We start from the raw sequence: 15,216 nt of genomic DNA on the forward strand, positions 1-15,216 counted from the left end.
ACCCAAACACATATCTGTGACTGGTCCCGATATCAAATGACGGCGACCTTACTGTACCGTCTGGACGGTCTTGTCAATTCCGCGTAGGCTAATGTATGGGGGAACGATTGATGAAAGCCCGCAGAGCAAATTCGCGTGATAAAATTCTCGCCGCCGCCGCTGATGTGGCACGCGAGACAGGGCCCGGCAGCCTGTCGCTGGACGCCGTCGCCAGCCGGGCCGGGGTGTCGAAAGGCGGCTTGCTGTACAATTTCCCGACCAAGGCGAAACTGATGCAGGCGCTGGTTGAGGATTATCTGCGCGCCTTCGAGCAGGCGCTGGACGCCGCCCGCACTGCCGGCGTCAGCGGCGAGAGCCCGCTTGCGACCTACATCAAGCTTTCGGCCGAACATGCCGCGGAATCGAAACCGTCAGCTTCCTGGATATTTTCGGCGATCGCCGAGGACCCCGATTTCCTGACGCCGATAAAAGCGTTCAGGCGGCAGGTTTTCGAGCGGCTCAAGGGAGAGACGCCGGACCTCAAGGCGCTGTTGGTCTGCTACCTCGCCATCGAAGGACTTCGCAGCATGAATCTCTTCGATTCGGACGTTCTTTCGGTCGACGAACGCCGGTTGCTGATATCGTCCTTGTTGGAGATTGCGGGATAGATTGCCGCGCAGCGCCGCAGGATAAACCTATTGTGACAGGTCATATGGTTGAGCTGGTCTGCCAGGGTGAGGGAACTTTTGTCCGGCTGGCGATTTTGGATGTATGGTGAGAAGCCGAACGGCCAGAAAGGCATTCCCCGATGACAACAAAACGTTTTGCGATCCGCGCTCTCGTTTTCGCAATGGGGTGCAGCATGTCTGTCGCGGCCTTGGCTGGAGATCGCGATGATCGGCCTGACCGTGATCGCTACGTCCCCGCCGAAGGCAACATCATCGACATTCTGTTCGGCGGCCCGCGCTACTATGATCGGCAGTTGTTCACGACAGCCGCAGGAGCCTGCTCCTACCACAGGGTCGGACCCGACGCGAATGCCTTGAACAAGATCAACGATCACCATTGCGGGAAGTAGGCGGCAGGCTGCGCGCCCGCCAAGCTCAGTCGGGCGATGCAGCGGCGCAGAATGAAGACTGCAGCGATCCTTGGCGCCCCCCTCTGTCCTGCCGGACAGAGGGGGGGCGCTGTCCCGCCGGCATCTCAAGGGTTTTGCACCATGGCGCATTCGGCCACTGGTCAAGTAGATACGCCCGGTTCGCCTTCCCACAGGATCAGGCTGGCCGCGCCGATCAGTCCTGCGCGGTCGCCAAGCTGCGCCGGCACGATCGGTACATCCCTGTAGGCCGGCATCGCCCGCTGCTCGACGGTTGCCCTGATGGTCTGAGCCAACAAGTCGAAACCGTTGGCGAGGCCGCCGCCCATGACGATCAGATCCGGCGAATAGAGGTGAAGCAGATTGGTGAAGCCGATGCCGAGCCACTTCGCCTCAGCCTCGATCAATTCGAGCGCGCTGATATCGCCGGCACGTGCGGCTTCGACGACCTGCCTGGCCGAAACGTCGCCGTCAGCCGAAAGGCGCCTAAGCAGGGAGCCGTCGCCCGGCGCGGTCAGCGCCGTGGCACGCCGCCCGAGCGCGGTACCGGAGGCGACCGCCTCGAAACAGCCGACGGCGCCGCAGAAGCAGCGGTCGCCCTCGCCGGTGATGGTCATGTGGCCGATCTCGGCCGCCAGCCCGCGCCGGCCGTGATAGATGTGGCCGTCGGCGACGACCCCGCCGCCGATGCCGGTCGACACGGTGACGAACACCAGGGAGTCGCTGCCTCGGCCGGCGCCGAAGCGCCATTCGCCAAGGGCGGCCGCGTTAGCGTCGTTTTCCAGCCGCACCGGCAGGCCGAAATGCTTGCCAAGAATGTCGATCAACGGCACGTCGTGCCAGCCGGCCAGCGTCGGCGGCGCGATCACGATACCGGCCTTGGGATCGAGCGGTCCCGGCGCGCCGATGCCGATCCCGGCGACATCCGCCTGTGGGCGCTGTCTCAGAAGAGCCCCGGCCAGTGCGATGATCTGGCCGATCACCGCATCCGATCCCGCGATCGCCATCGTCGGCGCCGAGACCTGCGCGACAACGCCGCCGTCGCTCTCGACCAGCGCGCCGCGCAGCTCCGTTCCGCCGAGATCGAAGGCGAGGGCCAGTCTTGTCATCAGACGGCGACCTTCAGCCCATGCAGCCAGCGAATGCGCTGCGCGAGGTCGGGGTCGCCGAACGCCAGCGATCCGAGCACCACCGTCTCGGCGCCAGAGGCGCGCAGGCGGGGCACCGTCTCGTGGCGGATGCCGCCGTCGGCAGCCAGGATGATGTCGGTTTCGCGACCGGCTTTTCTCATCAGTGCGCGTGCTTCGATCAAACGTGGGCAGGCCTGCTCGGAAAGGCTCTGGCCCTTGACGCCGATGGATGTGCCGAGAAGCGTCACAAACGCCACTTGCGACAGAAAAGGCGTGACCGCGGCCACCGGCGTTTCCAGCCTGAGCACCACGCCGGCCTCGGCGCCGAGCGCATGCGCCAGCCGCACGGCGCGCAGGCCGGCTTCGCCGTTTTCGGCGTGGACACTGACCAGGTCGGCACCGGCCTCGATGAACTGGCGCGTTTGCTCCTCGACGATCTCGGCTTCGACCATCAAATGAACATGGATCGGTTTTGCCGTCAGCCCGGCGATCCGCGCTACCAGATCCGGGAAGAACAGGAAGCCGGGGGTGAAGCGGGCGTCTGCGACGTCGATGTGGTGGAGGTCGACATGAGATTCTATGCGCTCGAGGTCGCGCTCCATATTGGCAAGGTCGGCCGACCACAGCGAAAACTCGCCGAGCAGCCGGTTGCGCGGCAGGGCGGCGATGGCAGCGGGGCCGGACAGGGATTTGGTCGTCATGACGGAACGAGGCTCCGGAAGTTCGAGTAGGCCTGAAGGAAGGTCGTGATCTCAGCCTGCAGCTCGGCGAAATGCCTGACGCTGTCGAGCGCCTTGGAATGGATTTCGGCAAAGGTCGCGCCGGGAATGGCTGCGGCGAGCATATGGGCCGCCGAGAGCGGATGCACCGCATCCATGGCATTGCCGATGACCAGCGTGGCAATGCCAAGCACGGCGGCGTCACTCGCCGAAACGCCCGGACCGTCGGCGGCAATGTCGGCGAGGACCTGCGCGAATGGCGCGGCGTCCGGCCGGTCGAAATAGCCGATCAGCGAGGCAAGGTTGTCGGGTGCTTCACGCTGCAGGCGCGCGGCGGTTTCCGATTGCGCGAAGATCGACCTCGCCTTGTCGGGGCCGTGGTCCAGGATAAGCCTGGCAACCTCGGCGATCGGCAGTAGATTCACCGGCGCGTCGTCGAAAATCCAGGCCGGCCGCACCAGGAGAAGACCCGCGACGCGGTCCGGATGACGGCAGGCCAGGCGCATGGCGATCGCCGCGCCCATGGAAATGCCGCCGGCGACGAAACGATCGAGACCGGCCTGATCGGCGGCGGCAACAACATCGTCCGCGAACATCTCCAGGGAAAACGGCCGGCGGCTGCCCAGTCCGGAGGCGCCGTGCCCGCGGCATTCCAGCGTGATGCGCCGCAAGCCCGGCCCGGAAGGGAAGGCCTGGGCGACCTGCGCGTCGCCACCGCCCAGCCCATGCTGAAAGATGACCGCAATGCCGTCGCCACTATCGGAAATCCGAAGCGTGGCGTCATCGCAAAGCAGCGTGGCCAGGCGCGCCATCATACCAGCCCTTTGAGGAAGCGGGCAACGCTGGGTGCCTCTTCGGCCGAGAGGCCATGCGTGACCAGCGGCCCATCAAAGCCCGATGCTTTCAGCCTGGCGACGAAATCCGCAAAGTCGACGACACCCCGGCCGGCCGTCGTGAAGCGGCCGTCAGCGAAACGGTCCTTGGCATGGGCCATGGCGACGTGGTCCGCTGTGCGTTCGACGGCGGCGGCGACGATGGCGCGTGCTTCCTCGGGGCTCGCCTGCTCGAACAGGTTGGCCGGATCGAGCACGATGCGCAGCCGTGTCGAGCCCATCTCGGCAATCAGGCGCATCGCGTCCGAGGCCGAGGTGACGATGTTGGCCTGTTCGGGTTCGATGCCAAGATCGACGCCGTGACGCTCCGCGAGCTGAAGCGCCTTTTCCATCTCGCCCGCCATGTCTTCCCATGCCGAGGGCTCGCTATTGTCGGGATGGTATGCCCACTGATCGTCCGCGTTGCGTGTTCCCGTGCACAAGGTGACCAGCGGAACGGAAAGCTCTGCCGCGGTCTTGATGACCACGCCAAGCCGGCGCAGGCCGTCGTCGCGCACGGTCCTGTCGGGATGGGCCATGTTGTAGGTTCCCGAGAGCGCTGCCAGGGCGACACCGCAAGCCTTCGATGCGTCCGCGATGGCATCAATGGCGTCTTTTTGCACCGCTCCCGGCATCGACGGCAGCCCGGCGCAGGCAAGGTTGAACTGGGTGACGGCAAATCCCGCGTCGCGGACCGCTGCCAGCACGCCAGCCGGCTCGCTGCCCGGGAAGGTCTTGGCGAACACCCCGATCTGCATCAGACCGCTCCCGTTACGGAAGCGGTCTCGACGCGATCGCCGGTTTCGACCGAACGGGCGATCGCCACCATGGCGCGGATCGAGGCAAGGCCGTCCTCGACGTTGGCGCCGCGCATCGGCTTGCCGTCAAGGATTGTCTCGGCGAGGCCTTCGAGCTGGCGCCTGAAGAAATGCCCGTCGGCGCCGAGCGGCTTTCGCGACGTTGCATCCTTCTCGTGAAAGATATCGACCTCGCTCGCCCGGAAATACCAGGGATTGAAGGTCTTCGCGATCACCGAGCCGTGTTCGCCATAGAGCTGAAAACCCTCGTGCCAGTCCATGCGGACAGCCACGGTGAGGTCGAGATGGCCAAGCGCGCCATTGGCGAACTCGGTTTCGACGAACCAGCAATAGGCGCCGAAACGTTGGTTGAGGCGGGCGCGCACGGCAACGATCTCGCCGCACAGGAAGCGCGCGGTGTCGACGAGGTGCGAGCCGTGCGCGAGCATGAAATACTGTCTGAGATCGGACTTCGGATTGCCACTTGGCTTGCGTGCCAGCTTGCTGGTGACGGGCAGCGGCTGGACCGCGTCGGTGTTGGTGTAGCGGTGCGTGGAATCGCAATACCAGGCTTTTAGCGCCAGGATCTCGCCGATCTCATCGCGGACGAAATCGCGCGCCGCTTCCAGTGCCGGGTCGAAGCGCTTCATATGGCCGACCTGCAGCACCGTGCCGGAGCGCCGGACCGCATCGGCGAGCATCTCGCCTTCCTCGACCGAGACGCCGATTGGCTTTTCACACAGCACGTGCTTGCCGGCCTTGAGCGCCTTGATCGACATCGGCACGTGATAGGCGTCGGAGGTCGCCACGATCACCGCTTCCAGTTGCGGGTCTGCCAGCATCTCATCGTAATCGCCATAGACTTTTTCGGGTTCATAGGTCGCGGCCATGCGCGCCAGAAGATCGGGGGCGGCATCGCAGATCGCATAGAGATCGGCGTTGCCGGCCTTCACGCAGGATTCGAGATGCGCGAATTGCGCGATCGGCCCGCAGCCGAGCACGCCGACACGAAGGCGACGGTCTTGCTTCCGGATCATGGTCTCTTCCTCACGCGCCGTAGCCGCGCATCGTCTGGCGGTTGGTCTTGACCGCGGCGGCCGGATCGCCGGCGGCGGTCTCGGATTCCTCTTCCAGCACCAGCCAGCCGTTGAAACGAGGTGCGGCGCTGGCGATATCGATCACCGCTTGGGTGTCGCAGACGCCCTTGCCGAGCATAGCCCAGGTGCCGCTGGCGTCGACGTCTTTCAGATGCACGTAGCGGATGCGGTCGCGGTAGGTGGTAAGCGTATCGATCATGTCTTGATGGCCGCGCAAGATGTGTCCGGTGTCGGGCACCCAGCCGACAAGCGCGGGATCGATCAGTGCGAAGATCCAGTCGTAGTCGGCACGGTCGAACAGCAGCGTGTTGTGGTGGGAGCTGGGATGGACAGCGATTTCGACGCCCGCCTTGCGTCCAAATTCGCCGGCCTTGTTGTAGAACTCGGCAGCAATAGGGAACTTGTCGTCGCGCGGGCCGTCGGACACGACGGTGGCCGAGCCCATCGAGACCAGCGCGCCTGGAAAGACAGCGGCAAAATCGATCCAGCGTTTCGCTGTCTCGAGGTCGGCGCCGATGCTCTCCTTCAGTGTAAAGCCGCTCTTCGAGCCGAAGGCGAAAGAAACAAGGGTGAGGCCGGCCGATCTCAGCGCCGTGGCGAATTCCGCCGGCCTGTCGGCATAGCGGCCGATCATCGTGTCGGTGATCTCGATGCCGGCATAGCCGCCATCGGCGATCACCTTAAGCAGATCGTCGGGACTATCGGTAAAACGCTCTCCGAACATTTCCCAGGTGAAGGTCTGGCAACCGACTTTCAGGTCTTTCATGCTTTCATTCCTTGATGCCGCACTGCGTCAGCTCTTTGTTGATGTGGCGCTGGATGAACAGCACGAGCACGATTCAGCGGCGCTATGAAGACGCCCGAGGCCGCGGCGATATCGCCTGCCAGCAGAGAAGGTCCAATCCATCGATTTCGACGCGCGGCCTTCCCCATCGGTTCTCCGTGGGAGGGACATCCTACTTGACCGAGCCCGCGGTCATGCCGGCGAGGAAGAACCTCTGGGCAACGAGGTAGATGAGCAAGAGCGGTAGCGAGCCCAGCACGCTCATCGCCATCATCTGGTTCCATTCGAAGGCGTGCTGCCCCATCAAAAGTTGGATGCCGATCGGGACGGTGCGCATGGACGTTGACTTCGTCAGCGTCAGCGCAAAGAGAAATTCGTTCCAGCACAACAGGAAGGTGTAGACCGACGTCGCCACGATACCAGGCAGTGAAATCGGGACGATCACCCGCCAGAGTGCGGTCCAGCTGGTGCCGCCGTCGACAGCCACCGCTTCATCGAGATCGCGGGGCAAGGTGTTCAGATATCCCGTCATCAGCAGGATCGCGTAGGGCAGCGTAAACACCAGGTAAGTCAGGATCAGTGCGACGTAGGTGTCGAAGATGCCATACGAGACGACAAGCCCGAAGAAGGGGATCAAAAGCGTGATCGGCGGAATCGTCTGCGTGCTGATGATGAGTGTGTTGAGGCTGCCCTTTCCGCGGAAATTGAAACGGCTGAACCCATAAGCCGCCAGCAAGGCGATCAGGACCGTCAGCACGGTCACCGCTCCGGCCACGAAGTAGCTGTTGAAGAAGAAGCGCAGCTTTACCGGGTCGCCAAGGATGGCCGCATACGCTTCCAGCGTGAAGGCCTTCGGCAGGACGGTTGGTGGCAGGGCAAAGATTTCGGTATTCGACTTGAACGAGCTGCTCAGCATCCAGTAGATCGGGAAGGCCGCGAAAAAGAGCCCTGCGGCAAGCGCGACATGGAGCGCGACGGTGATCAGTCTGTCTTTCGGTGTGTGCCTTTTCCTCATGGTGACTACCGAGCCTTTTGATAGCGGATGTAGAACAGCGTCAGGCCGAGAGAGATCAGCAGGATGACCACGGCGCTCGCCGACGCCTGCGACAGGTTGTAGCTCGAAAACGCCAGCTTGTACGTGTAGGTGCTGAGGACCTCGGTCGAGTAGATCGGACCGCCGCCCGTCGTTATCCAGATCAATGGAAAGACCTGCATGGTCCAGATGAAGTCGAGCAGCGAGATGCTGATGATGATCGGCATCAGCTGCGGGATGGTGATGAAGATCAGCTTCTGGTAGGCCTTCGCCCCGTCGATATCGGCGGCCTCGTAGAAATCCTTGGGAATGCCCTGCAAGCCTGCGAGCAAGCTGACCATGAAAAGCGGGTAGCCCGCCCAGATATTGGCGAAGGTGACGGCGTGCAGCGCGGTCGCCGTCGAGGAAAACCACTCGACCTTGGAACCGATGATGCCCATCTGCATGAGAACGCTGTTCACGACACCGTTCGGCTCGAGCAGGAGGCGCCAGATCACGGCGATAATCACCGCGGTGAACAGCCAAGGCAATATGTAGAGCACGCGCAGAATGTTGCGCAGCGTCGGATTGATGCGGTCGCTGTTCAGCATGAGTGCGAAGACCATGCCGATGGTCATATGGAAGATGACACTCATGCAGGTGAAGTAGAGCGTGTGCCACAGCGAGGCCCAGAACACCGGATCGGCAAAGATCGCGTGGTAGTGTTTCAGTCCGGCAAAGGATGGGTCGCGACGCAGCACCGCGCTGTTCTGGAACGAATAGCCAATCACCGTCACCATCGGCAGTAGCATCAGAAGGCCGATGATGAGGAGCGAGGGTGACAGATAGAGATAGGGTGCGACCGCTCGTTTCAGTCGATGGTGGGAGCGCTTCTGCCGAGTCATGTGCCACCCTTGGGATGTGCCTTCAACAGGAAGGTGCGCTTCGGAAAGAGGTCCATCTCAAACTGCCGATCCGTTGTTGACGGGTGGCCTGCCCTAAGTCAGGCTACCCGGTGGAAGATAGCAACGGGGAACAGGTCGCTCAGAATTTCGCCATCCAGCCCTTTTGAGCGTTGGCTGCGGCTTCTTCCGGAGACTGCTCGCCGGCGAGCATCTTCTGGGCTTCCACGTCGAACTGGGTCATCAGGTCTTCAGCCACCGGCAGACCCGTGAACTCGTTGGCGAGATAGCCGGTCTTGAAGATTTCGAAAGCCTTGGCGAAAGCCTTGTCCGAGGTCACGAAATCGGGCTTGGCATTGACGTTGCCCGGGAAGGCGTTTGCAAGCGTCACGAGCTTGGCGTTCACCTTTTCACTCATCAGATATTGGACGAGCTTCCAGGCTTCCTCCTGATGTTTTGAGGCCGCAGAGATGCCGATGCCCCAGGAGGCGTAGGGAAGGCCGCGCTTGCCGTTGTAATTCTCCACGACCGGGACGGGGATGAGGTCGAAGTTCAGCTTGGGATTGCGTTTGCGAATGAGGTTCACATGCGCGAGCGAGTCGATCATCATTCCGACCCGATCGTTCACGAATTCCTCGACCTTTTCCTGCTCGGTCTTGGTGGCAATGCCGGGCGAAATGACGCCGGCGTCGTTCAGCGATTTGACGAAGGTGAGCATATCGACGACCGCCTTGCCCTCGAGAGCCGGCTTGCCGTCAGCCATCATCGATTGACCCGAGGCCCAGACCCACGACATCAGGTCGTTCTGGACACCGGACGGCGTTTGCAGCGACAAGGGCAGCACCCAGCCATACTGGTTCTTGTCGGCATGGGTCATCTTCTTGGCGGCTTCGAGAAACTCCGCGCGGGTCGACGGCAGCTTGGTCACGCCTGCCTGGGCGGCGAGATCCATGTTCACGAAGACCGGATAGACGAACGAAGCCACGGGAAACATCACCGCCTTGCCGTCCACTTTGATGATATCCGCGACTTGGGTCTGGTCGAACTCGCTCGCATCCATCATCGGGTTCATGTCGGCCAGCGCATTCTGCGCGTTCAGATTGTTCACCCAGGCGCCGTCGAGACCGACGACGTCGCTAAGCGTTCCAGTTGCAGCACCAACCGAGATCTGGTCTCGCGTGGTCGCATAGGGGCCGCTGACCAGCGTCACCTTGATTCCGGGGTTTGCAGCCTCGAAGTCATTCATGATTGCCCTGAGCGAGCCGGCCGGCAATTCGGGCTCCCACCATTGGGTGAATTCCAGCGTCGTGTCCGCCATGGCGCCGGTTGCGCCAAGCAACCATGCGGCCGCGGCTATTTTCAGCATCGCGGGTTGTATCCGAAACATCATTTTCTCCTCCTTCTTTAAGATCGACCGCACAATGCGGACGATCGTCTGCTCTACTCAGAAGCCTTCTTGCGTTTCGCAGGCGCCTCGCTCTCGCCTGCGGTCTGCCGCAGATCTTCAGATCGCCAGATGCGTCTCGGGATCGAAGAAATGGAACTTGGCATCATCCAGGGCCAACCGGATTTCCGAGCCGGAGTGGACGGCGCTGATCGGCTCGAATCTCGCCACCGCGTTCGATGCCAGGCCAAAATCGTCCACCGCGTCCGGATCGCCGGAGTCCACCCGGACCGCGTCGATGTCCAGATGGACAATATGTTCGGATCCGAGTTCTTCGATCGAGGTCACCTTGGCCGGTATCGTCTGATACTTGCGACCGGATTCGAGGCTGCTGTCATAAAGATCCTCCGGTCGTATGCCGAACACGACCTTGCGCCCCGCAAACGACCTCAAGCCCGGCCTGCGCTCGAAGGCTGCCTCCTGCAGCCGGATGGCGAAGGTGCCGGACATCAGTTCGTCGCCCGTCAGGGTCGCCTCGAAAAGGTTCATCGAAGGAGAGCCGATGAAGCCGGCAACGAAGGCGTTCACCGGCGATTCATAGAGCCTCTTGGGTGTATCGACCTGCTGCAGCACGCCGCCTTTCAACACCGCGACCCTGTCCCCCATCGTCATCGCTTCGATTTGATCGTGGGTCACGTATATGGTCGTTACGCCGAGCTGCTTTTGCAGACTGGTGATTTCGGCGCGCATTTGCACGCGCAGTTTCGCGTCCAGATTGGAAAGGGGTTCGTCCATGAGAAAGGCGGCTGGCTCGCGCACCATGGCGCGGCCCATGGCAACCCGTTGACGCTGTCCGCCTGAAAGGTTCGCGGGTTTGCTGTCCAGCAAAGACGTCAGCTGAAGGGTTTTGGCGATCTCGTCCACGCGCTTCTTGCGCTCGGCCTTCGGCTTGCCTGCCAGCCGCATCGAAAAGGCGATGTTTTCGAACACCGTCATATGCGGGTAGAGCGCGTAGCTTTGGAAGACCATCGCGATGTCGCGGTCCTTGGGCGGCATGTCGACGACGTCGACTCCGCCGATCCGAAGGCTGCCGCTGGTGATGTCCTCCAACCCCGCGATCATTCGCAACGCGGTGGATTTGCCGCAGCCGGACGGCCCGACGAGAATCAAGAACTCGCCGTCCTCGACCGATAGGTTCAATTGGTCGATTGCGCGAAAATTGTTACCGTAGGTTTTGCAGATATTCTCAAGAATGACTTCTGCCATATTCCTCCCTCCGCAAGTATAAGCCTCTGATTTTTATAACTCTCCTCGGATCATGTTCACCTGCGAAATATTTCATCGTATAGTTTCTAGCTATGTTCCAGTATTGACATGCGTTTTTTTCAGTTCGACTGCTGACGGCGCGTTCGTCGATGCCAGGAGTTCCGTAACCTGGTCGTCGGTCGGAAGCGCCTCGCGCCCGCCACGGCCCGTTATCGAAAGGGCTGCCGCCGCGGCCGCGAATGCCACCCGGCCTGCGGTGCCGGCTCCGCGCGTCAACGCATGGGCATAGGCGCCATGAAAGCAGTCACCCGCACCGGTCGAGTCGACGACCACAATCCTGTGCGGGGGCAGGTGCCAGAGACCTGTCTCTTCACGCCCGCGATAGTACACGCCCCTGCCACCGTCGGTCAGAACCACTGCGGACCGCGACGGCAACCACAATGCATCGAGCATCTCGGCGGGCGATCGGCACCCCGTGGCAGTCCGCGCAAAGCCGAGTGGAAGAATGAGATGGTCGCAGAGCGCGATCAGCCGCTCCGTGGCTGGGCCGCTGCTCCATTCGATATCGCCGAGGATCGCAAGGCCGAGATCGCGAGCCCGAGCCACGACATCCAGGGACCGGATCGCGTAGCTATCGACGATCAGGACGGTCGCGCGGCTGAGGATATCGTCCGGAAAATCCGGAGCGGTGCCCAGCATCGCATCGTCGTCATACGCGATGAACCGTTCCCCGTCCGAGCCGACGGTGATCCGCGAGCGCACCGGGCGCGCGTCGGGGTGGCGCGGCGCGAATGCGGTTTCAACACCGCTCGCAACGAGATCGCGCAGCACGGCGTCGTCCGCGGCACTGCCCAGCCATCCGGCGAACCCGGCGGTTCCGCCGAGTCGCACGACGGCGGCCAGCGCCGTCGCAACATTTCCCCCGAAAGCGCGGGCACTTTGCAGAACCTTCCCCTTGCCCGCCGACAACGGCTGATCGACGTAGACGATGTCGTCAATCGCAATAGCGCCGAAGCCGAGGATCGCGGGGACGGTGGGCATCGTTCAGGCACCCGCCTTCGCCAGGGCGTCTTGCGCCGAAAGGCCGTCATGGATGACGCCCCGAAAGGCAAGCGCTGCCTTCTCCGGATCGCCATGCCCCCAAAGATTGCGGCCTACCACGGCGCCGCGTGCGCCGGCACGGATGGCGTCCGCCGTCTGCTGAAGCGCGCCGAGCAGCGTATCGGTCTTTGGACCGCCCGCGATCACAACCGGCACCGGGCAGGTCCGGACGGTCTCTCGGAACGACTCGAAATCGCCCGTGTAGCCGATCTTGATCACGTCGACGCCGGACTCGTAGCCGATGCGCGCCGCATAGGCGATCTCGTCGGGGGTGAAGACGATTTTGGCTCCGTCGGTGAAATCGCGAGGGTAGATATGCGCCACCACAGGCATGCCGTAGCGGGCCGCTGCATTTACCGAATCGGTCAGCCAGCGTATGTATTTGCCCTCGGTCGCGCCGCGTACCGGAATGGCCACGGCCAACGCATCGGCCCCCGCGCGCACCGCATCCTCGGGCGTTGCGATCAACTCGCTGATGCGATCGTCCGGAGTGAAGCAGCCCGCCTGAATCACCAGGGAAGCTTTGCCCGCATATTGCGGCCACAGATGGCGCGCGGTGCCAGGCTGGATGCTGACGTAGTCGGGTTTGCCCACCATGACGCGTGCGAGCGCACCCGGCAGGTCGGCAAGGCCGCCTTTGCGCACGTCGCCATAGCCGACGAAGTGGTCGACCGCGCCGCCAAAAAGTTTCCCCGATGGATGCGAGAAGAGGCGCGCAAGACGCACCTTGGTTCCTAGGCTCATGAGTGCAAAATTCCCCAATCGTTTGATTTCAAAATCCTGGACCCAGTGTTTCCGAAAGAAACAAGAAATACAATCTTTCGAAAGCTTTCGAATTTGCATATTTTGGTAAGCTGAACCGAGGCCAGAGCGGTTGCTTGGCGCAGGGAAGGGCAGGGCAATGTTGTCGGAGCAGAGACGCCAATCGATCCTGGGTGAGGTGCAGCGCAGCGGACAGGTGCGCACGAAGGACCTGTCAGACGGGTTTGGCGTGTCGGAGGTCACGGTGCGTTCCGACCTCGAGATACTTGACCGCAAGGGACTACTGACCAAGACCCGTGGAGGGGCGGTGACCCGGACCACCGATTCGACTACGGCCGCGTTCGCCCGGCGGATGCAAACGAACCTCGACGCAAAGAAGCGCATCGCCCGGGCGGCGCTAGACCTGTTCGAGGACAACCAATCGGTCATCTTCGACGGCGGCTCGACATTGATGCAGGTTGCCATGCAGTTACCGCCGCTCAGCAATGTCGTGGTCGCGGCCACGGCCATGAATATCGTGCAGCATCTTATGCATCGTCCCGGGCTCGACGTTCATATGATCGGCGGCCGGGTCTATCCCGACACGGTGAGCACGCTGATCACCGATGCCGATACGGCTCTCGGCGGCTTGGTAGCGCATCAGGTCTTTGTTGGAGCGCATGCGATAGACTCGTCACTGGATGTGGTTGACGTGAACGAAGACATGGCGCGAACGAAGCGAAACCTCGTTCGCATGGCCCGGCGCGTTGTCCTCCTCGCCGATTCGAGCAAATGGGGCGTCAGCGGGACCTCCAAGGCATTTTCGCTGTCGGCCGTCGATGTGGTGATCACCGACGATGGCCTGCCCGGTCCAATACGCAGCCAGCTTGAGATGACCGGAGCCAAGGTGATCTATGCCTGAACCCATCTCGGTCCCTGACCGCGACGGAAAGATCCAATGCGCGCATGACCCACGGGCTTCGCATCGGCTGTTGGCCGTCAGTCATGTTCTCCTCCTCAAGGCTGGCGGCCTCCAATGTTGCGCCATCATTTTCGCATGTTCTATAATAATTTTACGCGCGTCAACATTTAAAATGCTGTAAAGCGGCTTTCGAATGTGATCCGTTGCTGGTGCAATAATTCAACCAGAGCGTTGCGACGTCGGGAGGTAGAGTGGAAAATGCCAGGAAAATCAGGAGCTAAGCTCGGCATCGGCGTTGTCGGGTGCGGCAATATCTCGATGACCTATTTGCGCAATGCGGCCCTGTTCGGCGAGGTCGAGCTACGCGCCTGCGCCGACATATCGCCCAATTTGGCGGCCCTGCGCGCCAGCGAATACGGCATCCGCGCGGTCAGCGTCGATGCGCTTCTGGCCGACCCGGAGATCGACCTCGTCCTCAACCTGACCATCCCGGTGGCGCATTTCGACGTTTCGCTTTCAGCGCTTACGGCGGGCAAGCACGTCTTCACCGAAAAGCCGCTGGCGACCTCGGCCAAGGACGGCAGGCGGCTTGTCGCCGAGGCGGCGGAGCGCGGGCTGCTGCTGGGCTCGGCCCCGGACACCTTCCTTGGCGCCGCCGGACGGCGGGCACGCCGCCTCATGCACGAGGGTGCGCTCGGCCGGCCGGTGACCGGCACCGCCTTCATGATGGGGCGCGGCATGGAGCACTGGCATCCCAATCCGCAATTCTACTATCAGCCCGGCGGCGGACCGGTCTTCGACATGGGTCCCTACTACCTGACGATGCTGGTCAATTTGCTCGGGCCGGTGGCCCGCGTGATGGCGATGGCGACGCGGGGCCAGGAGGAGCGGCTGATCACCGCCGAAGGCCCCTACCGGAGCACCAGCTTCAAGGTCGGCACACCGACCAACATCCTGTCGCTGCTGGAGTTTCGATCAGGCGCCACCGTCACCTTCGGCGCCTCGTGGGATGTCTTCAGGCACTCCAACCACCCGATCGAGCTGCATGGGACGGAAGGCTCGCTCAGGCTGCCCGATCCGGATACGTTCGGCGGCACCGTCTCGCTGTCGGAACGAGGGGCCGACTGGGCCGACTTCCACAGTGAGAGCGAACTCTATGGCGCGCGCAATTGGCCCTTCGCCGCGCCCGACCGCGCGAATTACCGCATGCTCGGCGTTGCCGATCTTTCGCGCGCGCTGACAACAGGAAGAAAGCCGCGGGCGTCCGGCGACCTTGCGCTTCATGTGCTGGAAATCATGGAGGCGATCCTCGCTTCGGGTGAGAGTCGCGAGTCCGTCGCCGTCAACGCAACGGTCGATCAGCCGCCGCTCTTCCAGGACGCCGAAGCGGCGAGCCTGCTCGTCTGATATCGGA

16 protein-coding genes are annotated in these 15,216 nt (G+C 62.4%); 4 read left to right on the top strand and 12 right to left on the bottom strand.

What is annotated here, in order from left to right:
* Nucleotides 1-110 precede the first annotated feature (110 nt).
* Nucleotides 111-647 (top strand): TetR/AcrR family transcriptional regulator, encoded by a 537-nt coding sequence (locus AC0L28_RS19885; protein WP_128175426.1) that lies wholly within the window; start codon nucleotides 111-113, stop codon nucleotides 645-647.
* A 194-nt stretch (nucleotides 648-841) separates the two neighbouring features.
* Nucleotides 842-1,057: a hypothetical protein gene (locus AC0L28_RS19890; RefSeq protein WP_306454928.1), complete on the top strand. Its 216-nt coding sequence runs from the start codon at nucleotides 842-844 to the stop codon at nucleotides 1,055-1,057.
* A 161-nt stretch (nucleotides 1,058-1,218) separates the two neighbouring features.
* On the opposite strand, the gene AC0L28_RS19895 is transcribed toward AC0L28_RS19890, so the two are convergent.
* The 12 genes from AC0L28_RS19895 to AC0L28_RS19950 all read right to left on the bottom strand — a co-directional run bounded on the left by AC0L28_RS19895 (nucleotide 1,219) and on the right by AC0L28_RS19950 (nucleotide 12,883).
* Nucleotides 1,219-2,184: an ROK family protein gene (locus AC0L28_RS19895; protein WP_473479751.1), complete on the bottom strand. Its 966-nt coding sequence runs from the start codon at nucleotides 2,182-2,184 to the stop codon at nucleotides 1,219-1,221.
* A complete protein-coding gene (locus AC0L28_RS19900) occupies nucleotides 2,184-2,906 on the bottom strand; it encodes a ribulose-phosphate 3-epimerase (RefSeq protein ID WP_473479754.1) in 723 nt (240 codons plus the stop codon). Before AC0L28_RS19900 ends, AC0L28_RS19895 begins: the two co-directional genes overlap by 1 nt.
* Nucleotides 2,903-3,736, bottom strand: coding sequence for an alpha/beta fold hydrolase (locus tag AC0L28_RS19905; protein WP_473479757.1), 834 nt, complete (start codon nucleotides 3,734-3,736; stop codon nucleotides 2,903-2,905). The genes AC0L28_RS19900 and AC0L28_RS19905 overlap by 4 nt, the downstream gene beginning before the upstream one ends.
* Nucleotides 3,736-4,554, bottom strand: coding sequence for a sugar phosphate isomerase/epimerase family protein (locus AC0L28_RS19910; protein WP_473479759.1), 819 nt, complete (start codon nucleotides 4,552-4,554; stop codon nucleotides 3,736-3,738). Before AC0L28_RS19910 ends, AC0L28_RS19905 begins: the two co-directional genes overlap by 1 nt.
* The gene (locus AC0L28_RS19915) at nucleotides 4,554-5,630 is read right to left on the bottom strand and encodes a Gfo/Idh/MocA family protein (protein ID WP_473479762.1); all 1,077 of its coding nucleotides are present in this window, start codon (nucleotides 5,628-5,630) and stop codon (nucleotides 4,554-4,556) included. Before AC0L28_RS19915 ends, AC0L28_RS19910 begins: the two co-directional genes overlap by 1 nt.
* A 10-nt stretch (nucleotides 5,631-5,640) precedes the next feature.
* Complete coding sequence (locus AC0L28_RS19920) at nucleotides 5,641-6,456, bottom strand: sugar phosphate isomerase/epimerase family protein (RefSeq protein WP_473479765.1); 816 nt, start codon at nucleotides 6,454-6,456, stop codon at nucleotides 5,641-5,643.
* A 190-nt stretch (nucleotides 6,457-6,646) separates the two neighbouring features.
* Nucleotides 6,647-7,489, bottom strand: coding sequence for a carbohydrate ABC transporter permease (locus AC0L28_RS19925; RefSeq protein WP_023797144.1), 843 nt, complete (start codon nucleotides 7,487-7,489; stop codon nucleotides 6,647-6,649).
* Between the two features lie 5 nt (nucleotides 7,490-7,494).
* A complete protein-coding gene (locus AC0L28_RS19930) occupies nucleotides 7,495-8,391 on the bottom strand; it encodes a carbohydrate ABC transporter permease (RefSeq protein ID WP_027153440.1) in 897 nt (298 codons plus the stop codon).
* Nucleotides 8,392-8,530: 139 nt separating this feature from the next.
* Nucleotides 8,531-9,778, bottom strand: coding sequence for an ABC transporter substrate-binding protein (locus AC0L28_RS19935; protein ID WP_128246049.1), 1,248 nt, complete (start codon nucleotides 9,776-9,778; stop codon nucleotides 8,531-8,533).
* 114 nt (nucleotides 9,779-9,892) lie between these two features.
* On the bottom strand, nucleotides 9,893-11,038 hold the full coding sequence (locus tag AC0L28_RS19940; protein ID WP_023797147.1) for an ABC transporter ATP-binding protein: 1,146 nt from the start codon (nucleotides 11,036-11,038) through the stop codon (nucleotides 9,893-9,895).
* 90 nt (nucleotides 11,039-11,128) lie between these two features.
* Nucleotides 11,129-12,079 (bottom strand): PfkB family carbohydrate kinase, encoded by a 951-nt coding sequence (locus tag AC0L28_RS19945; protein ID WP_023797148.1) that lies wholly within the window; start codon nucleotides 12,077-12,079, stop codon nucleotides 11,129-11,131.
* Nucleotides 12,080-12,082: 3 nt separating this feature from the next.
* Entirely contained in the window at nucleotides 12,083-12,883 is an 801-nt protein-coding gene (locus AC0L28_RS19950) for a beta/alpha barrel domain-containing protein (protein ID WP_023797149.1), read from the bottom strand.
* Between the two features lie 157 nt (nucleotides 12,884-13,040).
* Between AC0L28_RS19950 and AC0L28_RS19955 the strand changes: the two genes are divergently transcribed.
* Both AC0L28_RS19955 and AC0L28_RS19960 read left to right on the top strand, forming a co-directional pair.
* Entirely contained in the window at nucleotides 13,041-13,802 is a 762-nt protein-coding gene (locus tag AC0L28_RS19955) for a DeoR/GlpR family DNA-binding transcription regulator (RefSeq protein WP_023797150.1), read from the top strand.
* A gap of 258 nt (nucleotides 13,803-14,060) precedes the next feature.
* Nucleotides 14,061-15,209 (top strand): Gfo/Idh/MocA family protein, encoded by a 1,149-nt coding sequence (locus tag AC0L28_RS19960; RefSeq protein WP_473479769.1) that lies wholly within the window; start codon nucleotides 14,061-14,063, stop codon nucleotides 15,207-15,209.
* Nucleotides 15,210-15,216 lie beyond the last annotated feature (7 nt).

The sequence above is a fragment of the Mesorhizobium sp. WSM4847 genome, assembly GCF_055811335.1.